This window comes from Embleya sp. NPDC127516 (assembly GCF_044765325.1).
In the GTDB taxonomy this organism is placed as follows: Bacteria; Actinomycetota; Actinomycetes; order Streptomycetales; family Streptomycetaceae; genus Embleya.
The window spans coordinates 35,074-58,314 of sequence record NZ_JBIWJT010000012.1 but is presented as its reverse complement, the minus strand read 5'-3'; the positions used below and the strand labels follow the sequence as shown (position 1 = coordinate 58,314).

Genomic DNA, 23,241 nt, shown 5'->3' with positions numbered 1-23,241 from the left:
CGGAACCTTGAGCGACGAACTCCCCTTCGCGACAACGCAGAACCTCCTCGGCGGGGCGAGCAAGCAAGGCGTGGGACCGTCCGTCGGCCGGTCCCACGCGAGCACGCCGATCCCCGAGGGCGGGGACGGCGCACACGGCCCGCAGCACCGGGGGGCGCGACGGGAGGGGGAACTGCCGTACGCCGTCGCCGACACGCCGCCGCACGCGCCCGTCGACGCCTCCGCCGCCGCGCCCGCCAAGCCGCGCATCCGCAAGCGCAAGAAGATCCAGCGCAAGCCCGTGAGCGTGCGCCTGTCCCCATCCGAGCGCGCCGAACTCCAAGAGGCCGCCACTACCGAGCACCACACCCTCGCCCGATACATCGCCGACGCCGCCCTCGCGCGTGCCCGGGCCACCGGCTTCCGGGTCGACGGCGCAGACGACGCCCTCCTCGACGAACTCGTCCGGACCCGGACCGCCCTGGTCCGGGCGGGCACCTTGTTCAACCAGGTCGCCCACCGCCTCAACGCGGGCGGATCGACCCGCCCCGAGGACACCGCCCTGGCCGCCGCGGTCACCGACGGGATCGACCACTGCCGTCGGGTCGTCGAGCGGGTCGAGGCGGCGACCGATCTGCGCCTCGGGCGAACGGCCACCCGGTGATCGTCAAGATCGTCAACCGGACCAGGACCCGAGGGACACTGCACTACCTGTTCGGCCCCGGCAAGAGCAGCAGCCCACACACCGATCAGCACATCGTCGCCGCGTGGGAGGGCTTCCTCCCCGACCCCGGACACCTCGCCCCCGAAACCCCCGAGTACACCGCCGCCCTGACCCGGCTCGCGCGCCTGTTGGACGTGCGCGTGGACCAGGCCGGAGCCAACGCCCCCGACAAGCACGTATGGCACTGCTCGCTGCGCAACCACCCCGACGACCCGATCCTCACCGACGAGCAATGGGCCCAGGCCGCCCGCCGAGTGGTCGCCGCCGCCGGGATCGCCGCCGAGGACGACCCCAACGGGTGCCGCTGGATCGCGGTCCGCCACGCCGACGACCACATCCACATCCTCGCCACCCTCGTCCAGGCCGACCTGCGTCGCCCCGACAACTACCGGGACGTCTTCCGCGCCGGCGCCGAATGCGCCCGCATGGAGGAGGAATGGGGCCTGGTCCGGGTCGATCGCCCCGACCGCACCGCCGCCCGACGACCCACCGACGCGGAACGCCGCAAGGCCGAACGCCGAGGGCGAACCACCACCCCGCGCGAACAGCTGCGGGACAAGGTCCGCACCGCGGTCGCGGCGGCCTCGAACGAGACGGAGTTCTTCGCCGCTCTGGACCGGCTCGGGGTCCGGGTCAGGAAACGAGTCCTGCCCTCCGGCGACGTCGGCGGCTACAACGTCGCACTCCCCGAGGACACCAACGCCCACGGCGAACCCATCTGGTTCAGCGGCACCAGACTCGCCCCTGACTTGTCCCTGCCCAAGATCCGCGCCCGCTTCCACCCCGACACCGACCGCGGCACCCCCGCCACGGAGCCCTGGTACCGGGCAGCCACCACCCTCGACGCCGTCCCCGGGCACCTTCGCCACAACGAGGACGAAGCGGCGGCAGGCCAACTCTCCGCGCTGGGCGAGGCGTTCTCCGCCATGGTCGTCGTCACCACCGGCCCCACCCGCATGGAGATCCGCCGAGCCTCGATCGCGTTCGAACGCGCCACCCGCTCGCGTATCAAGGCCGACCAACGCGCCGGAGACGCAATGCGTTCGGCGGCCCGCGACCTCCTGTGGGCCGGCCGCAGCGAACAGGACGGCGGAGCAACCGCCATGATCCTGTGCACCCTCGTCCTGGCCGCGATCGCCGCCTCCCACTGGCACCGGGCCCGCAACCACCACCAGCAGGCAGCCGCAGCCCACCAGGCACTCCAACACCTCCGGGCCGCCTACAACCACACCACCGCCCCGCGACCCACGGCCACCCGCCCGACTCGACCAGGCATCTCGACCGAAGCACGCCGTCAGGAGATGCCACCGGCGCAGCCCGAGCTCCTCGACGCCTTGCGGCAGGTGCTGCCCGAGCACGCCGACCGCATCCTGGCCGACCCCGCTTGGCCCGCCCTCAACACCGCGCTCGCCCAAACCGCCCGCACCGGAAATGCACCGACCACCGTCCTGCTCGAAGCCGTAGGACAGCGCGAACTCGACACCGCCGCCTCACTCGCCGAAGTCCTCACCTGGCGCGTCCGGCGCCGACTCCACCAACCCACCGCCCAATCACGAGCCGCCACCACCCGCAGCACCACGCGCCCGGCCACCACACCCACCCGACCCGTCGCCCCGACCCCGATCCACCCCATCACGGAGGAGCATCGCCACAGACGCTGACCACAGAACCCGCCAGGACCTCTGTGACCTGCGCGAACGCGGCCCAAAGGAGGTCGCCGAACACGATGGACTTGTAGAGCCGATCGGGGGCATGGTGTGTCGTCCCCGTCCGGAGAGGACACCATGCCCGAACCCCACCCCGACGACCGACCCGTGCTCCCGCCCGTTCCGAACCTGCACCCCATGCCCGAACCCGGGACTTACGACCAGGCCGCCCTGGTGACGTGCACCGAGTACCCGAATGAACTCCGTGTCACCGGCATCCCGGTGCGCTGTCCGGCCTGCGGCGCCGGCCGCGACTGGCTCCTCGTCCACCACAGGGGCCACACCTTCATCCGCTGCCGCTGCGCACACCAATGGCACGAACCCGACCTCGGCGCGGATGACTTCGACGCTCTCGCCGCCGGACCACCGGACCGTTACTGGCCCTCCTACACCGAAGCCCTCGTCAGTCTGGGCTTCGACGGGCTGCTCGCCGGTACGTACGTCTGATCCGCATGAGCGGCGCCGGGCGGCGTTCCCGCCCGGCACCGCTGCCGGTTCGTGGGCCGGCGAGCTCGACGTCGTCGGTCAAGGTGTGCGGGCGTCGATGCCGTACACGTTGCGCAGGATGTTCAGGGCGATGTGTGCCTCGGCGAACACCGCCGACGGGTCCTCGCCGTCCGTCACCCGGCGCATGGCCTCCCCGCGCCACCCGTGCGGCAGCGCCGCCAGGCGGCGGCCGAGGTCCTCGGCACGGCGCGCGTCACACGCACGTTTTCCGTGTGTCCAGCCGTCGCACAGGTCGGCGACGTAGCGGGCGGTCTCGGCGAGTCGACGCAGACGAGCGCCGTCCTCGTCCGGGTTCCGATGGCGGATCGGCGTGGTCACGAGCACGTGGCCGGTGGCCATCGCCCAGTGCACGGCAGCCTGTTCGCCTGCGGGGAGCGCCTCCCACCGTCCGCTCGCGACCAGGCGATCCCGCATGAGCGTTCCGGCGATGCGGGCCGCCTCGGCGATCTCCGCCCAGGGTTCCATCCGCCACCGCTCCAGCAACGCGGACAGCTCCCGCAGATCCGGCCGGCGTTCGGGTTCCGGGCTCGCTCCGTCGGTGGGCTTCACGGGCACACCGTCGCAACCCGCAGATCGCAGTCGCCCGTGAGCACATGCGGTGCCGCAGTCGGGTGTGCTCGTCGGCGACGCTCCGCCTCCCGGAGATACGGGCGCACTGTCGGAGCCTCATGGTCCGAGGGGAAGATCTTGAGCCCCTTGCCTTCTGGGTGGCCTGTTGCCGACCCGCACTCGCGCATGTGGGCTGGCATCCGCCCGCCTGCGGCTGGCCTCCGAGGGCTGGCGGCAGGAGGTAAGCGGTGGGCCGTCGGCTCGTGCCGGCGGACGTGGCTACCGTCCGGCGGTCCGAACAGCAGCCGGCCAACCCAGGCCGGAACGGCAGCACAGAGGTACGTCACGTCACCGGGTCCTTCTCATGGAATGACCGACGGCCACACACGGAACCGATGGCGCCGGTCGCCGGAGCCGTCTCGCGGGAACCCCGCCCTCGCGCCGGGGGTGTACGCGCGAGGGCGGGGCGCTGGAGCTCGACGCGATCCGCGCCGAACACTGGCTGTTCCGGTCACGGACGACCCACGCGACCGGAACAGGCCCTGAAGGCGCGGGTTTCAGACCTCAACGACCGCGTAGACGGGCAGGTGGTCCGAGAGCTGGCGCACGGCCGGGTCGTCGATGACGCCCGCGGTGCGGAACGTGACTCCGCTGCCGAGGATGTGATCGCTCCGGCGGCGGATGCCGTCCTCCTTCTCGTCCCAGTGACCGACCGTCTCGCGCCCCGATCGCCGGTTCGCGAAGGGGTCGACGAACCCCGCCGTGTCGAGCAGGCGGATCGCCCGCCGGTCGGTCAGGCCGAGAGTCCCGTCCTCGCGGCACAGCCGGTGACGCGAGTGGAGGTGGACGGGCAGGGCCGACCAGTCGGGTTCGGGGTCGAACGCCCCGATCGTGTTCAGGTCACCCAGCAGCAGCGTGCGCCGACCGGGCGCCGCGTACTCCGTGAGCCACCGGGCCTCACTCTCGCGATCGTCGCCCGAGAACGGATCCAGATGCGTATGCAGGACCGTGAGCAGCCCGCCGGTGTCGGGGACGGCGAACTTCGCGCGCTGGAGCGTGTGATGGAACTTCCCCTCGGCGGCATCCGGGGTGTAGCCGACGCACCGGAGCCTGGCGGGGTTCCATGCGAGCACGAGGTGGCAGCCATGGCTCGCGGACGGGGCCAACATCGTCTGAAGGCCCAACTCGTTCGCGATCGAGCATTCCAGCGCGTGATCGTCCCGAGTGCCGTGCTGCACCTCCTGCAGGGCGACAAGATCCAGGTCCATCGCCCGTAGGACCGCCATCTGCGACGGGAAACGATCACCCCCGCCGTTCAAGAGGTTGTAGGTGCCCACACGTCTGACCGAACCCTGCATCGCCCCCTCCTCTCCGGCGGCCTTGACGTCACGGCGGAACCGGCGGAACGCCGCGTACTCCCGGGCGAAGCCGTCGAAGGCCGCATCGTCGTCGCACCGTTCCTCATCGGGCATTTCGCTCATCGCACGCACCGCCTCGTCTGCGAGCCGCGCGTCGAGGATGCGCGTTCGCAGCGCGTCCGCGTAGGTGGCAAAGCCGCGGGCGTCGATGCCCAGGTCAACCAGGTCCGCCCGCGCGGCGTCGAGCCGGCGGTGCAGCTCGCGGTAACGCACGTTCACGTCCCACCACTCCATGGCAGCCCAGCAACCGGCGCGGACCCGCTCAAAGGTGGAGGGCCGCGGTGGGTGCGGAACGTTGTCGATGTCCTGCTCGACACCCTGGGAGACCCTGACGTCCGCCCGTTGGACGAATCGGCCGATCACGGGTGCACCGCGAATCCGGCGATGAACGCCTGGTAGCCGTTCTGTCGACGCTCGCATCGGAAGGCGGTCGTCAGGGCGTGGGCCAGGAGCAGTCCCCGTCCGGATTCGGCGTCCGGTTCCTCGACGGGTTGCGGCAGGGTCACCGCACGTTGGCGGGCCAGCACCGTTACCCAGAACAGGCCGTCGGCCGTGTGGGTCGTCACCAAGACGGCGCTCGTCGGGTGGCCGTGGACGAAGACGTTGGTGGTCAGTTCGCTGACTACCTCGGCGACGTCGTCCTCGTGGGCGCCGGCGACTCGTGCCTTGGCTGCGGCGTGCTCACGCGCGATGCGTACAGGTCGAGGACCTCGCAACCGCAGGACGGAGGGAAGTTCGAGAATATCGCTGGGCACAGTAGTCCTCAGACTTCTCGGGATTCGTGGTGAAAACCATTCGTGTATGCGCATGAGCGAGCGCGCGATCAACCCAGGTCGGAATCGCGACACCGGTACGCGAACCGTGGTCCGCTGTAGGGCGGAGTTTCGGGCTGAGAGCTGCGGAACGGGCGGAGCCCCGTTCAGGGGTTCTCCGGGTACGGAGCCCACGCGCCGCCGCCCACATCCAAAGCCGATCCCGTCGGCTTGGCTCCCGGGAGGAAGCGAAGGGTCAGGTGCCGAGAATTCGGCTTGCTCGGGCGCGCAGGGGTTGTTCCAGGTCGAGGTTGTCGCCGCGTGTGGTGGTCTGAAGGAGCTGGGTGATGACGGCGAGTTCGGAGAATCGGCCTGCGGGGGTGTTCAGGACGTGCGCGAGTTCGCTTCGGATTCGGGCTGCGACGTCCGGGACGAGGAGGCTGTAGGTGTGGAGCATCGCGGCGTCGTAGCCGGCCGGGGCGGTGCCCCAGCCCTCCCAGTCGAGGATGGCGAGCCGGGGTGCGGTCAGGTTGGCCCAGTGCAGGTCGCCGTGGGCCGTGGTCCAGGCGGGCACCGTCGTGTCGACCGGGCGGCCGAGGTACTCGGGCATGGCGCGGTCGACGTACGCCTGGCGCAGGGCGACGCGGTCGGTGGTCACGGAGGCAATGTCGTCGAGTGCCCGGCGCAGGTCGTGCCACCACGTGTCGTCGAGTCCGGGGTCCTCGCGGAGTACGGGGCCGACGGCGGTGATCGGACGCGCTGTGACGCGGTCGTGGAGTTCGGCTCGGAAGGCGTGGTCGCCGTTGACCCAGTCCTCGACGCCGCGCAACCGGGGCCTCGGCACGGAGTCCGGGATCGCCTTCTCGGCGTCCTCCGGCCCGAGCCACAACCGGCCGCCGGCCTTGTCGGCGGGTGCGCGGACGAGTCGCAGCCACCCGAGGCCGTGGTCACCGGTGACAGGCCCGCTCAGGGTCCTGCCGCGCCATCCCCACACTTCGGTGCCGTCGTCGGGAAGGACCGTGAGAGCGGTTGCGGAACGCCGGTAGGCGTGGCGCATCAAGGCGACTTCGCGCGGGTCGTCAGGCGGCGAAAACATCGCTGATCCTTCGAAGTCGACTCGGGTCGAGCGGCGGACGCGCACAGGCTCTCATGGCGTCGCTCCAGTGTTGCGGGTCGCTGCTGGAGAGCAGGACACGACACACTCCCGGTGCGGATGCCGGCACGATCAGGGCGGCCTGCGCGGCCGTCAGTCCGTCGCCGACGAGTTCGACGGCTTCGGGGGTGAGCATCGCGGGCAGCTCGCCGCCGTGCAGTGGGGCCGATGCGAAGACCTCGACGCCCGCGGTGAGGGCGTCTCGAAGCACGCCGCCGCCCGCCATCGCGGCGACGAGCGGTTCGAGGTGGACCAGGGAAACGGGGAGTTGCACTGCCCGTAGGTGGTGCCCCTCACCGGCGACGGTCCGCGCCATGGACAGCAGCGTCCCGACGTCGAACCGGCTGGCGGAGAAGCCGGTCCAGGTCGAGATGCCGTAGCCGCCGATCGTGCCCTCGGCCGCCGCTTCTTCGAGGGCTGCGATCGCCGACAGCAGTCGCGCGGCTTGGGCCTCGCGGCTGCCTTCGGGGGCGTGTTCGGGGTTGTGCAGGAAGACGACGTCGGGTCGTCGCCCGAGGTCGGTGCGGCTTCGGTGGATCTGCCAACGTACGAACTCGGGCGCCAGGCTGTGCCGGATACCCGCTTCGCGTCGGTGGAGTACCCCTGCGGTGAGTGCGTCGGCGGCGGTCTCACGGGTCATGAAGCCGACTTTCGTGGATACCCGGATTCGAGGGTGTGCCGCGAGGATCGGTGCCAGAGCGCGCTCGGCCGTCCCGGCGCCGTAGTTCGGCGCGGTGTCGATCCACTCGACCCCGGCGGCGACCGCGACCGTCGCCGCGCATGCCACATCAGAGCAGCGATAGGTGCCCAAGGCGAGCGTGGCCATCACGTGGTCATCGTCCCGACGTGCGCGACCTGGCCGGCCACCAGCTCGGTGACCACGGCGGCGGCCTGTTCGACCCGCACCCCCGACGCCTGGGCGAGTTCGCCGAGCCGGTGGGAACGGCAGTCCAGGAGAAGGGTGAGCATCGCGTGTACCTGCGGGGCGAAGATCCACTCCTGGCTTCCTGCCATAAGTACGACCCGGTCGTCCGGGTCACGGGTCACCGAGGCCCGTGAGACGAGCAGTCTCACCGGCAGCCCGGTCGATGCGGGCACACCATCGACATAGGGCAGCGAAGGGGCCTGCCGAGGCTGCTCGGTCGCATCCCGGAACTCGGCGTATCGATCGACCACGCCCTCGGCTTCGAGCTCGACCGTGACGAGCTCGAGCAAGGTCTCGGCGAAGTCCCGCTTCTGCTGTGCCGTTCCGAGCCGCGGCACGTCGGCGCGCACCGCCCGGTGGGTGCGCAGGGTGTCGGCGAGCCAGCCGATCAGGTCGGCACCGGTCGTGCTCTGCAGGCCGAAGGTCAGGTGCAGGGACCGCCCGCCGTTCTCGGCGGCGACGGCGTGCCACCAGCCGCGCGGCACGTACAGCGTGTCGCCCGGGGTGAGCACGAAGTCCGCGATCGGGTCCTCGGGCGGAGGCTCGGGGGCTTCGACGTCGCGGTGCATCGGAGCGACGCGGGTAGGACCGTACAGGCGCCACCGCTTGGTGCCGTCGACCTGGACGACAACGACGTCGTGGTCGTCCCAGTGGGTCCCGAAGCCTTCGTTCGCGGTCCACGACGCGTACAGGTTGGCCTGTACCGCGGTGCGGAAGTCGCGTTCCAACTGGGCAGCGAGGTCGCCGATGCGGGCGTGGAGTTCGTCGGCGGCGTCCAGGACGAGGGTGGCGCCGGCCGCCAACCGCTCGTGCAGGGCAGCCGGTTGGATGCGGTTCCACACGGTGTTGCGGCGGGTGGTCACCGGTCGCGTGTACAGATGCTGCGGCAGCATCTCGCCGCCCGAGCACAGGCGAAGGCGGGGAGGTTCGAGGCGGTGCCGGGCCAGGATGGCGTTCACGTCCTCCCAGCCCAGCAGGCCGGCGACGGTGGTGGCGTCGCCGCGTGCGATACGGAACTCTCGGCCGAACACCCGGGCGAGGAAGGTCTCCCCACCCAGGCGCGCGACCACCGAGGTATCGGCGGTCGTCATGTCGGGCCGTCAGTCGTTCGTGTCGCTGACGCCGGTCGAGCCGCCGTCGGACGGCTGCTCGGCGCGCGAGCGGGCGGCCACGATACGGCGACGGGCGACCAGCAGGCCGTCCTCCGCCTTGGCCATGGTGGGCACGATCTCGGGCATGGCATTCCTCCCTTTCGGTTGCGAGGGCGGACTGCCGCCGCCCCCGACGCGTCGCGGTGAGCGGGACTTCACGTCCCGGTCCGTTCGCGTAGACCCACCGAACCGCGTCGCGCGGCTGGAGAACAGGGCGCCAAAGCCGCACACATGCTGCATCCATGCGGCACTGTGGGTGATGACCTGGGGAATCGGCGGACCATGGCAATCGGGAGGCCACGCCATGACGTTCAAACGCCATCGACTCGTGCAACGCCGCGAGTCCCGGGGATTCACCCAGGAATCACTCGCCGAGCGGCTCGGCGTTGACCGCACCACCATCGCCCGCTGGGAGAATGGGAAAGGCCCGCAGCCGTGGATGCGTCCGAATCTGGCGAGAGCGCTGAGTCTGTCCCAGGAGGAGCTCGACACGCTGCTGCGCGATGTCGGCGATTGCGATCGGTCGCCGGTGGTCGGAGGCCTGGGCCATGGTGACCCAGCCACAGGAGCCGCATTGCGCGCGGACCTTTTGGATGTCGCCGAGCGCTACGACAACTCGCCTTCCGCAGGGCTACTCGCCGACGCGGGCCAGCTCCTGACTCGCGTAACCATGGCCGCCAACCAGGCCCGCGCCGGGCGAGCCCAACGCGAACTCCACAGCCTGCAGGCCGAGGCGGCGACCCTGATGGGCCAACTCGTCTGGGACGCCTCGCAACGCTCGGACCACACCACAGCCCACACCTACTACGCACAGGGCATCGATCTCGCCCGCCACCTGCACGACCGCACCCTGGAAGGGCGAGCCCTCCTACGCACCGGATACCTCGCGCTCTACGGCACCTGCCAACCACAACAGGGCCTCGACTACTCGCTGCGGGCAGCCGAGGCCGCCAAGACCACCAGCCCCGCGCTGCTGGCCGTCGCCCTCCTCCACGCCGGAGAAGCACACGCGATGCTCGGGCACGCCACCGATTGCGAACGAGCCCTCGCCCAGGCCGAACGCCATCTCGACCGAGTCACCTCCGTCGACGCCGCAGCCGACCTCGTCTCCCCCACCCAGTTCGGACGCCTGGCCGGATCGTGTTACCTGAACCTCGGACAGAACCAACGTGCCCTGCAGCAACTGCAGTCGACCGCCGAGCAATTGCCCGCCAGGCGGAAGTCGCGCACCATCGTCCTCGGAAACCTGACACTCGCCCTCATCAGGCAAGGAGAGCTCGACAACGCCGTATCCGTACTTGGCCAGGCCATCGACGAGCTGGAACAAACCCGAGGAGGTGGGGGCATGAACGTCATCTTCGCCGCCGGCCGCGAACTACGCCCCTGGCATCGCAGAGTCGACGTACAAGACGTACAAGACCGCCTCTTCACGCTGATGACCGTCACCTGAACACCAAGGAGCGTGCGGTGCCCACCGAGCACGACCAGGCCAAACAACGTGTCCGCGAACGAGTATGGAACGCCCTCGACGCCGCGGACGCCGTCCACGACGCGACCAGCCACGGCAGAATCCCGGACTTCCACGGCAAGGAGCAGGCCGCCGAACGCCTCGCCGCGCTCGCCCGGTGGAAGACCGCCGACGTCATCAAATCCGTGCCGGACAAGGCCCAGCTACCCGTCCGCGTGCAAGCCTTGACCGAGGGCAAGATCGTGTACATGGCAGTCCCCAAACTTGCCACGCCGAAGCCGTTCTACGTCCTCGACCCCGCGACACTCACCGCCTCGCCCGAGCAGGCAGCAGCCAGTCACATCGCGGCAACCATCGCCCCGACCGCCGACGTCGACACCCTCCAACCAATCGACATCGTCGTCCTCGGTAGCGTCGCAGTAAACCGAACCGGAGTCCGCATCGGCAAAGGCGCCGGCTACTCCGACATCGAGTTTGCCCTGCTCACTGAGGCCGGCCTCATCAGCCCCGCCACCCTCATCGTCACCACGGTCCACACACTCCAAGTAATCGACGAACCGATCCCGTCCACCGAACACGACGTCACCGTTGACCTGATCATCACCCCCGACGAAGTCATCAGAACGACCGAAACGCATCGCCCGTCAGGCATCCTCTGGGATCACCTCACACCGGAGAAGATCGCCCGCATCCCCGCACTCGCCCTGCGGGCCAGCCATCGGGCACCAGGTTGAGAATCACGTCTGCGGGGCAAGAGGGTACAGCGTCGAGGGCCATGGCTTCTTCCCGGACTACGCACGCCGAGCCGTGAGTCAGGCATGAGATCACGATCTACGGTGAAGTATCACAAGACTCATGGCCACGCCGGTGCGGGACAACTGCACGTGCTGCGCGGGAAGGTCGCGACCGCGAGTGGCAGATCGACGGCCGGTGGAGGCAGGGTCGGCGAGATCAGCGCGTCCTGAAAGTCCGGCAGCTGCCGGTAGGAAGCGACGTCCCGGCCGACGAACAGGTCTGCGAGCACGTTGAGCAGGTTGTTGACCCGTGCGGGCAGCGGAGAAGAGGGGTTCGTGTAGGCCTGACCGAGGGACGCGCCGATGTTGGTTGCCTTCCAGGGGTTGTCCTGCTCCTCGGTGATGCCGAGCCAGCGTTCGATGGTGCCAGTGAGACGAACCGCGCCGACGAAGGATGATCCGGGATCGTTGGCGGACGCCGCCAGCGCGGTGAGCGCGGATCCGTCCTCACACAGCCGCTTCTTCAGAGCGTTCTGGTCTTTGGCCATGACCGCGTCCTCGTCCCAGAGGACGACGTGCGGGATGCCGAACAGAGACAGCGTGCTTGCCGCGCGATGCAGCTCGTACTTGCCGAAGGCGCTCAGTACGCCGACGTTGGGGCCGAGTTCGGCCAGGTGACCCCGACGAGCCAGCCATTCGAAGAACAACACATCGCTGGGTCCTTCGACGACGATCACCCGGTCGGCGAAGAATGCGGCGGCCCGCTGCACGTCCAGGTCGTAGAGAACCCGATTGTGTTCCTCGTCGGCCGCAGTCAGACGGGCCTTCTTGAAGCAGGAGCGAGAGCCCATGGCGTAGTCCGAGCGGGTGTGGATGTCCACGAGAACCTTGCGCACCAGAGCGGGAGAGGGTGACGTCACCTCGATCCCGTGAGGCGAATGACGCACCCGGGTGATCGTTTCAGGGGACGTTTCGGCTGCCGCGAGCACGGACGCGTTGTGCGTGGTGATCGTCACCGCCGTGTTGCCCGTGGCAACGAGCTTGTGCAGGTCGTGAGCGAGCCGTGTCACCTGGGAAGGGTGGAGGAAAGCCTCGGGTTCCTCGAAGAGGATCCAGCGGAACGCGCCCTCCTTGGCCTTGGACCGTAGCCGTGCCGCCGCCTGAATCAGGGCGGCGACCATGGCTCGCTGGACTCCGGATCCCTGGGTCTCCAGCGGGCGGTGAGTGTCCTCGTGGTGCAGTCGCAGTTCGATGAGGTGACGCATGATCAGCTCGTTGGACAGCTCTCCGACGTTGACCCTCGCGAACAGGCCCCAAGGCGTCAGCGCCTCGTCCAGATCGCTTTCGAGGTCGGTGATGGGCCCTTCCTGCAGGGCACTGCTCAGCGTTCCGAGGGCCGCCCTGGCGGTCATGAGCATGGTCTCGATGTGCCGCTCCGAAAAGGCAAGGAGCAGTACGTCCCGCAACGGCGAGGGACCGGAAAGCGACGTGTGGTCGGCCATGTTGGTGATCGCCGGGATGTGGACACACTGACCGAGTTTGGCGGCACTGGTCCAGCCGGTCGGCTGTGGTTCGCCGCCGTCCTGGGGAATCAGATAATAGGACCCGGCAAGATGGTCGGTGCTCTTGGTGAACCAGCGCCGGATCCGAAGGCAGTCGCCGTCGACCAGGTCGACGCCGATCTGCTTGGCCTCGGCGGCGTCGACGCTGTAGTCGATCTCCACCCAGGATTCTCCGTCGGGCTCCGCCTGCCAGGGACGGTCTCGGGCTTGGTCCCAGTCCAGTGCGCCGTAGAACAGTAGGACGGCATCCAGCAGGGTGGACTTTCCCGCGTTGTTCGGGCCGATCAGCGCACCGAACGGTCGCAGGTGCAGTTCGACGTCGAGGGCACCGCGAACGTTCCGGACGGCCACGCGTAGGGGGCGCATGGAGAGGCTCCTCGAAGGTCAGCGGGGGAGGAACGGGCTGGGCGCCCCGGAATACGACACATACAGCCGGTCACGGGCGCGAGTGCACGCGACGTAGAGCACGCACCGTTCCCTCTGCACACTCTCCAGGTGGGCGGCCCTGTCGATCTCCAACGGAACGATCGCCAGCTCGTGCGGCACCACCTTGTCTTGGACTCCGACGACCGCGACGCACTGGAACTCCAGGCCCTTCATGCTGTGCATCGTGCCAACCTGGACCCGGCCGCCGGACGGGCCCGGGGGCTCCGACTCGATACCCGCAGAGCGAAGCGCGTTCGCCACGTCGTCGGACGTAGCGTTGACCCTGGCCGCAACGGCGATCGCACCCGGTTCGACACCGTCCGCCAGCCAGGCCCGAACTTGGGAGACCACCGCGGTGCGCTCCTCGGACCACTCCGTGAACCGCCGGACGATCGGGCGGCGACCGTGCATCGGCGACTCGTAGCCCTCCCGGCTGTCGGGCCAACCGTCGAGGTCCTCCTCGGACACGATCCCCAAAACCCGGACGGCCCACGTGAGAATTTCCTGAGTGGTGCGGTAGCTGACGGTGAGCCGCTGTGTCCGGCCGACGATGTTGATCCCGGTATTCCTCATCGGGACCCGGTGCTGCCAGATCCGCTGATGCGGGTCCGCGACGAGGAACAGGTCGTCTTCGGCCGGGCGGACGGCCGCGCGGAGCAGCCGCCACTGCGCGGGATGCAGGTCTTGGGCCTCGTCGACGACGATGTGCCGGTAGACGGCCGGCCCCTCCTCCAGCCGCAGGATGCGTGCCGCCTCATCGGCCACTTGCAGGAATGACCACCGCCCGAGGTCGCTCAGCCGGGTGCGCAACGCCTCGACGGCATCCCACACCGCCCGCCGCTCCGAGCGGGGCAGGCCCTGGCTGCGGCCGGTACGGGCGGCGGCCAGATATGCCTCCGGTGTGGTGATGTCCTGGGCAAGCAGCACTTGTTCCCACTCGTCGACCAGGAACTCCCCGGTGTAATAAGGGTCCACGGTGCCGGCCAGGCCGATCAGGTCACGCTGTGGCAGCACCACCGGGCGATCCCCGCGCCGGTCGTTGACCACCCAGGAGGCGAGCTGACCGGTGGTGATCACCTCGATCCGGTCGCGGTCCTGGGGGTTCTCGACAAGCTGGTCCAGCTGGCTGGCCAGCTCGGCGGTGAGCGGGCGGCTGTAGGTGGTCAGCAGGATCGGCGCGCCGCTGTCGTAGGGCCCAGCGAGATGCGCGGCCCGGTGCAGCGCGGTCACCGTCTTGCCGGTGCCCGCGCCGCCGGTGATCATCACCGAGCCCGGATAGGGATCGTGATAGGCGATGCGGCGCTGCATCGGATGGAGGAAGATCCGCCACAGCGCGAACGGGGGGCGCAACAGCTTCTCGAGCTCTTCGGGACCGCTAACGAGCGCGACCTGACCGGGGGTCCGCTCGATAGCTGCGGACAGGTCGTCCGGCTCCACCCGGTCAGGCTTGGCAGCGTTGACGAGATGCTTGCTGACCTCACCCCAGGTCTCCTCGACGGACATACCCGAGGCCAGCGCCACGAGGACGTCGTACTGCAGTGACGGCAGCATGTGTTGCAGGGCGTCCAGGTGCGCTTCTTGGGTCAGCAACCGGACGATGGGCAGTACGTGGTCGTCGATGCCGAGCGTGCGGAAGTCCGTGTCCTTGACATGGTCGAAGAGCCGCGCCGGCGTACTTTCGGCGGCCAGGCGCAGCGTGCCGGTCATGCTCTGCAGCTGTGTCTCGTCCCGCATCTCCAGCACGCCAAGGACCTGGTTGACGGTGAACAGTCTGGTCATGGCCCAGGCGATCGCGTCGTCGTGCGGAAGGACCCGAAGCAGGCAGTAGAGGTCGCCGGCCTCCGGCGCCAGGACGACGCCGCGATAGAACTGGTTGATCCGGATCGTCCTGATCCGAGGGTCTTCCGCCCGACTGAGCTTTTCCAGGTGCAGTCCCGCATGGGTGGCGTGGGCAAACTTGTCGAGCGCGGCCTGCACGGCCTTCTGGACCGGCTTCTCCAGCTTGGCGTACTCGGAGAGGAACTCCTTGGCGATCGCCAACTGCGGCACGGTCACACTCCTCCGAGGGGGGCGGGCGACTGTCATGGTAGGCGTTGATCATCTGCGCCGGGCGGTAACGTACGGGGGTCTCTGACCCACCTCGACCGACGACTGGGGGCTCCGCTTGTGGCGAAGCTGACGTTGCCGCAGCTGGAAGCACATCTGTTCGGCGCGGCCGACATCTTGCGCGGCAAGATGGACGCCTCGGAGTTCAAGGAATACATCTTCGGGATGTTGTTCCTCAAGCGCTGCTCCGACCAGTTCGACACGATCCGGAGCCGGATCATCACCGAGCAGATCGCGGCGGGCCGAACGAAGACGCAGGCCGAAGAACTCGCCGACCACCGGGCGTTCTACCAAGGCGGCGACTTCTTCGTGCCGACGGCGGCCCGATGGAAGCACCTTGTTGACAAGTCGGCTGAGAACGGCGTTGCTGACCTGCTCAACAAGGCCTTGGCCGCGCTGGAGACCGCCAACTCCACCGCCCTGCAGGGCGTGGTCGGGCACATCGACTTCAACCGCAAGGTCGGCAAGACGTCGCTGTCGGACCAAAAACTGCGGGCCCTAATCAAGCACTTCGCCCGGTACCGGCTCCGCAACGAGGACTTCGAGTTCCCCGACCTGCTGGGCGCCGCGTACGAGTACCTCATCGGCGAGTTCGCCGACTCGGCGGGCAAGAAGGGCGGGGAGTTCTACACCCCGCGTGGCGTCGTCCGGATGATGACGCGCCTGGTCAATCCGCGCTCGGGGATGCGGGTGTACGACCCATGCGCGGGCTCCGGCGGCATGCTGATCATGTCGAAGGAATACGTCGCGGAGGCTGGCGAGGACGCCGAGGACCTGCGCCTGTACGGCCAGGAGGCCAACGGCGGCACCTGGGCCATCTCCAAGATGAACATGATCCTGCACGGCATCGTCAACGCCGACCTCGAGAACGACGACACCCTCGCCAATCCGCTACACATCGAGCCGGATGGTTCGACGCTGACGCTCTTCGACCGGGTACTCACGAATCCGCCGTTCTCGCAGAGCTACGTGAGCGCTGGCATGAAGCACACCGACCGCTTCGAATACGGCTGGACTCCGGAGACAGGCAAGAAGGCCGACTGGATGTTCGCCCAGCATGTGCTCGCGGTGCTCCGGCCCGACGGCATCGGCGCCACGGTCATGCCGCACGGCGTGCTGTTCCGTGGCGGCGAGGAACAGGCGATCCGGAGGAAGGTCATCGAGGCCGACCGGCTGGAGGCCGTCATCGGCCTCGCCTCGAACCTGTTCTACGGCACCGGGATCCCGGCGTGCATCCTGATCCTGCGCGGTCCCGGCCCTCGCCCGGCCTCGCACCGGGGCAAGGTGCTGTTCATCAACGCCGACCGCGAGTACCTGTCCGGTCGCGCACAGAACTACCTCGAACCCGAACATGCCGAGAAGATCGTCACCGCGTATCGGGCCTATCTGGCCGATCCCGCTCACGACATCCCCGAGTTCGCCCGCGTGGTGTCGCTCGAGGAACTCCAGGACAACCAGTTCAACCTCAACATCCGGCGGTACGTGGACAACACCCCACCGCCGGAGCCCCAAGACGTTCGGGCGCATCTGCACGGCGGCATGCCGAAGTCCGAAGTTCGCGAGTACGAGGCCGCTTTCCGGGCGTACGGCGTGGACGTGCACACGCTGTTCGTCGAACGGGACGCCGACTACTACAACTTCCCGGCAGAGGGATGGCGGTCGGCCGCCGACCGGATCCCGGAGCTGGCCGCGCACACCGAAGCGCTCGTGCGGGACGCGTTCGATGAATGGTGGAGTCGTCACAGCAAACGGCTGTGCGAGTTGCCCGACACTCACAATGTCATGGACACCCGCGCCGAGCTGCTGGAGTCCTTCGTCGCGGAGCTGGAACCCCTCGGCACGCTCGACCGGTTCCAGCTCTCCGGTGCAGCCGCCTCTTGGTGGGGCAGCGTTCAATACGACATCCGCACGCTGGCTTACCACGAGTTCAGCGGTGTCGTTCAAGGCTGGCTCACGACGATCCAGACCGCTTTCGCGGATGACGGCGCGGCGGTACTGAACGCTCAGCGCCAGGCAGCCGCCAAACGCAAGGCCCGGGAACACCCGCTGGTCCCATACGTCCTCGCCGACTACCTCAACGAGCTGGAAGCGGCCGAGAACTTGCGGGCCGAACTCGATGCCAGGATCAAGGCCCTTACCACGACCTCCGATGACGATACTGACGAGGTCGAAGAGGTCGACCCCGTCATCCTGAAGCGTCTGCGCACCCAGCTCGCCGCGGCCAAGTCCAAGGTCCGCAAACTGGAAGCAGCCTTCATTGACCAACTCGGTTCGGGCGTCCATCAAATCCACAATGCCGAGACTGAACCCGACATGGTCTTGCGCGTCCTCAAAGCCGACCTCGGCGGCCGCCTCGACAGTTGCCTTGCGACCGGCCGCAGAGCCTTGGTCGAGCGATACGGCACATGGGCCGCCAAGTACGCGGTCACCCTCCCCGAACTTGAGGCCCAGCGCACGGCTGCGGTCACCGTGGTCAACGAAATGCTGCGGGAGCTCGGATATGCCTGACTCAATTCCCTCGGGATGGAAACAATATTGCGTCAATGACCTGATTTCCTATCATGCCTCAGGCCCAAGTCCAACCTGCGACGAGAGGCAGATTCGCGACCAAGAGTGGGGGCTGCTAAAGACCACAGCAATTACTTGGTCGGGATGGGATGCTACCGCACACAAAACATTGCCTCCGCACTACTGGAATCAACTTGCGCTCGAGGTCCACAATGACGATGTGCTGGTCACAAAGGCGGGGCCCCGCCATCGGGTAGGCGTGGTTGTTCACGTTAATGATAATCCCCCACCCCATCTGATCGTTTCTGGAAAGATGGTTCTGCTTCGACCTCGGAATCAGCTCGTACTGCCGAGGATTCTAGCCTCTGCCTTGGCTTTGAAGGATCCTCAAGATTTTCTGAATGAACGGACATCTGGGATGGCCGAATCCCAGGTCAACTTCACGAACTCGACTCTTCTTCGGACGCCCCTCACACTTCCTTCGATCGTCGAGCAACGGCGGATTTTGGAAATCCTTGATGCAATCGATAAGCAGGTCGAAAGGACGCGCGACGTCATTCTTCGACTTCAATTGCTGCTACAGGGGATTAAAATCGATCTGGCCGACCCGCAGCCTGACCATGCACCCAAGGACTGGAAAGTCGCGCCCCTTGGGGAATTCATTCGTCTCCAAAGGGGGTTTGATATCACCGTGGCAGAGCAGCGAGATGGCGATATCCCGGTTGTATCATCGTCGGGAACCACTAGCTATCATGACACTGCAATTGTCGCAGGCCCGGGCGTGGTGACAGGAAGAAAGGGAAAGCTGGGGCACGTCTACTACTTGGAGGAATCGTTCTGGCCTCACGACACATCTCTCTGGGTGAAAGAATTCGGTAGCAATGAACCGAAATTTGTAGCCCTGCTGCTGTCGATGCTTCGGCTGGAGAGATTGGATGCTGCAACTTCGGTACCCACGCTCAATCGAAACGCTGTACACCCTATGATCGTGGCAGTTCCGAATCCCACAGAGCAGCGGCGAATCGTTAAGGTCGTTGAATCGATGGAAGAGCGCATCCGGTCAGAACGCGCAGAGCTTTCGAAAATTGAAGCGCTTCGAACTGGGCTGATCGAAGATCTGCTGACCGGGCGGGTGCGAGTTTGAGGTCAGATGGGCATGAGCGCTCAGACGACTTTGCTGTGGCCGGTGGCTGAGTGACGGCTGCCCGATTCTCGAGCGTAGGCCGTGATGAGGGTGAGACCTCGGCCGCTTTCGGTGGTGTCGGGATTGGGCGAGCAGCGGAGAGTGCAGAGGGAGAGGGGGTCCACAGCCCTCCAAGAGCGCGGCGTCGAGATGGATGGCGCAACGGAGTTGCGCTTCATGGCCTTGGCCTCGGGCGGCGGCGTCCGCAGTGCTGACGAACTCACTAATCACGATCATGCAGGCGTGGACGAGGTCGTCCGCTCCCATTCACGCCTTGGGCGGACGGGCCGCCGGGCGCTACCCACGAGGTATGACCGGACATCGGCGCCATCCCAGTGATCTGTCCGACGCCCGTTGGAAACTGCTTGAACCAACTCTGTCGGCCCGGCGAGCCGAACGCCAGGGCAACGGGTTGGAATTCGGGCGCCCGCCCGAACACGACCTGCGTCCCATCATGGAAGCCATCTTCTACGTCGACCGCACCGGGATCCTCCGGCGCTACCTCCCTCACGACTTCCCACCCTGGGAGACCACTTACGGCCACTTCGCCCACCGGCAGAAGGACGGCATCCTCGAGAAGCTCAACGGAGTCCTGCGGCGCCTGGTCCGCGAACGGGAGGGCCGCGACGCGGAACCGAGCGCGTGCGTGTTGGACACGCAGAGCGTCAAGACCTCCGCCAACGTCCCCACCGCAGGCCAGGGCATCGACGCTGGCAAGAAAATCGTGGGTAGGAAACGCCACGTCGACGTCGACACCGTCGGCCTCCTGCTCGCGTATGGGTCACCGCGGCGAGCGTGTCCGACAACGCCTGCGGCATCCACCTGCTCTCCGCAATCACCGCCGCCCACCCCACCATCACCAGGGCATACTGTAAATGGTGTTTCGGTGTCCGAGACTCCAAGCACACCGGCGACAGGCGGCTTGAGTTTAGGCGGTAGTCGTCGGGCTGCTGGAGCGGGTACAGCGCGGCGAGCCAGGTTCTAGGGTTGGAACTTCCCGACCGGTTTGGCAATTCTGCGTGGCGTGCTGTGGTCCCCACAGGCAATGATTGAGGCTCTGCAATCACATGCTTACGTGAGGCGGGGGGACACTCGTGTTCGGGCCCGAGTACGTACAGGTTGAAGCTCCGCTGCTCCGGCAGTTGTCGGAGATGGGCTGGGAGCACCTGCCAGGCCAAGGGGAGGGCGCGTTCAAGCCTGAGGATCCGACGGCATCGGGCCGGGAGTCGTTCGCCGAGGTGCTCATGGAGTCGCGGCTACGGGAGGCGCTGCGTGACATCAACCTGGGTCCGGACGGGGAACCTTGGCTGGACGAAGCGCGAACCAGCCAGGTGCTCGGCGAGCTGACCCGGATCACGGCCAGGGGTCTGCTGGAGGCCAACGAACTGACGTCCGAGTTGCTGATCAAGGGCGTCACCGTGCCGGGTCTGCCGGACTGGGACGGTGGTCGGGACCAGCGCGTCCACTTCATCGACTGGAAGCACTGGCAGCGCAACGAGTTCGTGGTCGTGTCCCAGTTCCGAGTCGACGTGCCGGGCACGAGCGGGCTGAAGCACATCGCGCCCGACGAGGTGCTGCTGGTAAACGGCATCCCCCTTGTCGTGGTGGAGTGCAAGAAGCCCGGCAAGGGCGACGCGATCGCCCAGGCCGTCAGGCAGCTGAAGCGGTACGCCGGCCACGGTCGGACCAAGCTCCCCACCGGAAATCCGAAGCTCTTCCACACCGTCCAGCTGACCGTGGCGACCTGTGGGGAGCGGGCCCGCCTGGGCACGTTCACGGCCGACGCCGAGCATTACGCGCCATGGCGTGACCCGTACCCGCTGACCGACGCGACCATCGCAGCCGGGCTCGGGTGCGACGAGCGGTCGGTCACCGAGCAGAACCGGCTCACCGCGGTGGTGCTGCACCCTGAGCGGCTGTTGCGGATCATTCACGACTACGTCACGTTCATGACGCTGGACAACGGCATCCGCATCAAGGCCGCGCCGCGCTACCAGCAGTACCGCGCGGTCGAGAAGACCCTGGACCGCCTGCTGACAGGCGCCACGCGCGAGGAGGACGGCGACCAAGACCGGCGGGGCGGGATCATCTGGCACACCCAGGGATCCGGCAAGAGCCTCACCATGACGTTCCTCGTCCGCCGCATGCGGTCAATCCCGGAACTGTCCGCGGTCAAGGTCGTGCTGGTCACCGACCGAACCCAGCTACAAACGCAGTTGTCCCAGACGCTCCGGCTCACCGGCGAAGAAGTTGAGGAGGCCAAGCGGGTCAAGCAGGCCAAGCGGCTGTTGGCTGCCGACGGCCCGGGCATCGTCGCCGTGATGATCCAGAAGCAGCAGGACGTGGCGGCACGGTCCGCCGATGGCGAGCTGAGTGAGAAGGTCCCCTCGCTCGGGGAGCTCAACGACGACACCGCGATCGTGGTCCTGATCGACGAGGCACACCGGTCGCACGGCTCCACCCTGCATATGAACCTGCTCGAGGCGTTGCCCAACTGCGCCCGGATCGGCTTCACCGGAACCCCGATCATCATGGGCAAGCAGAAGAAGACCTCCCGGATCTTCGGCAGCGTCATCGACACCTACCGGCTGGCCGACGCCGAGGCCGACGGCGCGGTCGTACGGATCTTCTACGAGGGCAACACCGTCAAGGGCGCGGTCAAGGACGGACGCGACCTCGACGAGGTCTTCGAGGACCTGTTCGCCGAGCAGAGCGACGAGAACCGCGAGGCCCTGCAGCGCCGGTACGCCACCAAAGGCGACGTGCTCGAATCGGAAGAGCTGATCGCGGCCAAGGCCAGGCACATGCTCAGGCACTACGTCACGACGGTACTGCCCGGCGGATTCAAGGCCCAGCTGGTGGCGAACAGTCGGGAGGCGACACTGCGCTACCGGGCGGCCCTGCTCGCCGCGAGGGACGAGCTGGTCCGCCAGGCCGAGACGGTCTCGGCGCGGTTGCTCGACACTCCGCCGGACCAGCTGACCACCCGTCAGGCCGCGCAGGTCAACGCACATCGGAAGCTCGATCTGCTCCGTGCCATGGACTTCGTGCCCATCATCTCACCGGGCACCGATGAAAACGAAGAGCGCTTCGCCGAGTGGACCGCGCAGAAGCCGCAGGACCGCAGGATCGACGACTTCACCAAGCCGTTTCCGGCGGAGCTCGGACCGGATGACCACCCGGTCGCGTTCCTGATCGTCAAGTCGATGCTGCTGACCGGCTTCGACGCTCCGATCGAGCAGGTGCTTTACATCGACCGCTCGCTCAAGCAGGCCGAGCTGCTGCAGGCGGTGGCCCGCGTCAACCGGCCGGCCAAGGATAAGAAGTGCGGTTATGTCGTCGACTACTTCGGGGTCGCCAACCACCTGACCGAGGCGCTCAAGGCCTACGCCGCCGACGATGTCGACGGCGTTCTGGTCGACCTCCGCGAGGAAGCCGCCAGACTGGATGCGATGCGCCGCCGCCTCCGCGCGGTGTTCACCGATCCGGGCGTGACCCCGTCCGGGACCACCCTGGAGGACTGTGTCCTGCTGTTGGCCGACGGGGCCCGCTTCGACAGGTTCGAGGCCGAGCTCAAGCGGTTCCTCACCACCATCGATGTAATCCTGCCCGAGCCGACCGTGCGCCCCTACCTCAAGGACGCCACCCTATACGCGGAGATCGCGCTGCGGGCCAAGCGCAGATTCCGAGTCGACGGTGGCGAGTTCGACCCTGCCCAGTACGGCGCGAAGGTCCGACAACTACTCGACGATCACCTGCTGTCGCTCGGCATCGAACAGAAGCTGCCGCCGGTGTCACTGACTGCGGACGACTTCGAAGAGAAGGTTGCGGCACTGCCCAGTGCGCGAACCCGCGCCTCGGAGATGGAGCACGCCGTACGGGACCACATCGAGATAAACCGGGGCAGGGACCCGCGGTACTACAAGCTGCTCAGCCAGCGCCTCGAAGAAATTCTGCGCGACTACGCCGAAAACTGGGAACAGCAGGCCGCACTCTTGGCCGACTTGATCGCCGAATTGCGAGCGGAGCGCCCCGCTCAGGATGATCCACTCAGCCCGGTCGAACGGGCCATGTACGGCGTCCTGTTGGAGGAAACGGCGCGGGATGGAGTAGTCGCCCCGGAGACCGACAAGTGGTTGTGCGACATCAGCACCGGCGTCTACACCATCGCCCAGAAGGTGACCCATCGGCGCGATTTCTGGCGGAGCCTGGTCGATCAGGAGGACTTCCGGCGCCAGATTGTCCAGTGGCTGATTACCAAGGATGCGGCGGCGCTCGACAAGGTCGACTCGCTGGCCAACCAGCTGGCGGAGGTGATCGGACATCGTCGTACGGAGATCCCACGCCCCTGACCACCTGACTTGGCGGGGAATGTCGGCAACGAGTGCAA

Annotated in this window: 17 protein-coding genes and 1 pseudogene; 9 read left to right on the top strand and 9 right to left on the bottom strand. The window is 67.4% G+C overall.

Annotation, left to right across the window (positions count from 1 at the left end; translation table 11 throughout):
• Positions 1 to 7: 7 nt before the first annotated feature.
• The 3 genes from ACIRL2_RS23685 (at position 8) to ACIRL2_RS23675 (ending at position 2,856) form a co-directional block, all read left to right on the top strand.
• Complete coding sequence (locus tag ACIRL2_RS23685; protein ID WP_402234375.1) at positions 8 to 643, top strand: plasmid mobilization protein; 636 nt, start codon at positions 8 to 10, stop codon at positions 641 to 643.
• Complete coding sequence (locus ACIRL2_RS23680; protein ID WP_402234373.1) at positions 640 to 2,364, top strand: mobilization protein; 1,725 nt, start codon at positions 640 to 642, stop codon at positions 2,362 to 2,364. Before ACIRL2_RS23685 ends, ACIRL2_RS23680 begins: the two co-directional genes overlap by 4 nt.
• 183 nt (positions 2,365 to 2,547) lie before the next feature.
• Positions 2,548 to 2,856 (top strand): hypothetical protein, encoded by a 309-nt coding sequence (locus ACIRL2_RS23675; RefSeq protein WP_402234372.1) that lies wholly within the window; start codon positions 2,548 to 2,550, stop codon positions 2,854 to 2,856.
• A 78-nt stretch (positions 2,857 to 2,934) separates the two neighbouring features.
• On the opposite strand, the gene ACIRL2_RS23670 is transcribed toward ACIRL2_RS23675, so the two are convergent.
• The 7 genes from ACIRL2_RS23670 to ACIRL2_RS23640 all read right to left on the bottom strand — a co-directional run bounded on the left by ACIRL2_RS23670 (position 2,935) and on the right by ACIRL2_RS23640 (position 8,951).
• On the bottom strand, positions 2,935 to 3,465 hold the full coding sequence (locus ACIRL2_RS23670; protein WP_402234370.1) for a hypothetical protein: 531 nt from the start codon (positions 3,463 to 3,465) through the stop codon (positions 2,935 to 2,937).
• 557 nt (positions 3,466 to 4,022) lie between these two features.
• Positions 4,023 to 5,102 (bottom strand): endonuclease/exonuclease/phosphatase family protein, encoded by a 1,080-nt coding sequence (locus ACIRL2_RS23665; protein WP_402234368.1) that lies wholly within the window; start codon positions 5,100 to 5,102, stop codon positions 4,023 to 4,025.
• Between the two features lie 140 nt (positions 5,103 to 5,242).
• Positions 5,243 to 5,638 carry an ATP-binding protein gene (locus tag ACIRL2_RS23660; RefSeq protein ID WP_355534878.1) on the bottom strand — a complete coding sequence of 132 codons (396 nt, stop codon included), beginning with the start codon at positions 5,636 to 5,638 and terminating at the stop codon, positions 5,243 to 5,245.
• Positions 5,639 to 5,891: 253 nt separating this feature from the next.
• Positions 5,892 to 6,731, bottom strand: coding sequence for a hypothetical protein (locus ACIRL2_RS23655; RefSeq protein WP_402234367.1), 840 nt, complete (start codon positions 6,729 to 6,731; stop codon positions 5,892 to 5,894).
• Complete coding sequence (locus tag ACIRL2_RS23650) at positions 6,715 to 7,614, bottom strand: aldo/keto reductase (protein WP_402234366.1); 900 nt, start codon at positions 7,612 to 7,614, stop codon at positions 6,715 to 6,717. The genes ACIRL2_RS23655 and ACIRL2_RS23650 overlap by 17 nt, the downstream gene beginning before the upstream one ends.
• Positions 7,614 to 8,804, bottom strand: coding sequence for a JmjC domain-containing protein (locus tag ACIRL2_RS23645; RefSeq protein ID WP_402234364.1), 1,191 nt, complete (start codon positions 8,802 to 8,804; stop codon positions 7,614 to 7,616). The genes ACIRL2_RS23650 and ACIRL2_RS23645 overlap by 1 nt, the downstream gene beginning before the upstream one ends.
• A gap of 9 nt (positions 8,805 to 8,813) precedes the next feature.
• The gene (locus ACIRL2_RS23640; RefSeq protein ID WP_402234363.1) at positions 8,814 to 8,951 is read right to left on the bottom strand and encodes a hypothetical protein; all 138 of its coding nucleotides are present in this window, start codon (positions 8,949 to 8,951) and stop codon (positions 8,814 to 8,816) included.
• A 217-nt stretch (positions 8,952 to 9,168) separates the two neighbouring features.
• Here ACIRL2_RS23640 and ACIRL2_RS23635 point away from each other — a divergent pair, with 217 nt between their 5' ends.
• Positions 9,169 to 10,314, top strand: coding sequence for a helix-turn-helix transcriptional regulator (locus ACIRL2_RS23635; RefSeq protein ID WP_402234361.1), 1,146 nt, complete (start codon positions 9,169 to 9,171; stop codon positions 10,312 to 10,314).
• Positions 10,315 to 10,331: 17 nt separating this feature from the next.
• Positions 10,332 to 11,066, top strand: a complete 735-nt coding sequence (locus ACIRL2_RS23630; protein WP_402234359.1) for a 5-formyltetrahydrofolate cyclo-ligase — start codon at positions 10,332 to 10,334, stop codon at positions 11,064 to 11,066.
• Between the two features lie 119 nt (positions 11,067 to 11,185).
• Here the strand turns inward: ACIRL2_RS23630 and ACIRL2_RS23625 are convergent, their stop codons facing one another.
• On the bottom strand, positions 11,186 to 12,994 hold the full coding sequence (locus ACIRL2_RS23625) for an ATP-dependent nuclease (protein WP_402234357.1): 1,809 nt from the start codon (positions 12,992 to 12,994) through the stop codon (positions 11,186 to 11,188).
• A gap of 18 nt (positions 12,995 to 13,012) precedes the next feature.
• On the bottom strand, positions 13,013 to 15,103 hold the full coding sequence (locus tag ACIRL2_RS23620; protein ID WP_402234355.1) for a 3'-5' exonuclease: 2,091 nt from the start codon (positions 15,101 to 15,103) through the stop codon (positions 13,013 to 13,015).
• Between the two features lie 117 nt (positions 15,104 to 15,220).
• Between ACIRL2_RS23620 and ACIRL2_RS23615 the strand changes: the two genes are divergently transcribed.
• The 4 genes and pseudogenes from ACIRL2_RS23615 to ACIRL2_RS23600 all read left to right on the top strand — a co-directional run bounded on the left by ACIRL2_RS23615 (position 15,221) and on the right by ACIRL2_RS23600 (position 23,203).
• A complete protein-coding gene (locus ACIRL2_RS23615; protein WP_402234354.1) occupies positions 15,221 to 17,668 on the top strand; it encodes an N-6 DNA methylase in 2,448 nt (815 codons plus the stop codon).
• Positions 17,661 to 18,812 carry a restriction endonuclease subunit S gene (locus ACIRL2_RS23610; protein WP_402234353.1) on the top strand — a complete coding sequence of 384 codons (1,152 nt, stop codon included), beginning with the start codon at positions 17,661 to 17,663 and terminating at the stop codon, positions 18,810 to 18,812. Before ACIRL2_RS23615 ends, ACIRL2_RS23610 begins: the two co-directional genes overlap by 8 nt.
• Positions 18,813 to 19,161: 349 nt before the next feature.
• Positions 19,162 to 19,721: pseudogene (locus ACIRL2_RS23605) on the top strand (transposase); the annotation flags it as partial.
• A gap of 224 nt (positions 19,722 to 19,945) precedes the next feature.
• Complete coding sequence (locus tag ACIRL2_RS23600) at positions 19,946 to 23,203, top strand: type I restriction endonuclease subunit R (protein ID WP_402234351.1); 3,258 nt, start codon at positions 19,946 to 19,948, stop codon at positions 23,201 to 23,203.
• The last annotated feature ends 38 nt before the right edge of the window (positions 23,204 to 23,241 follow it).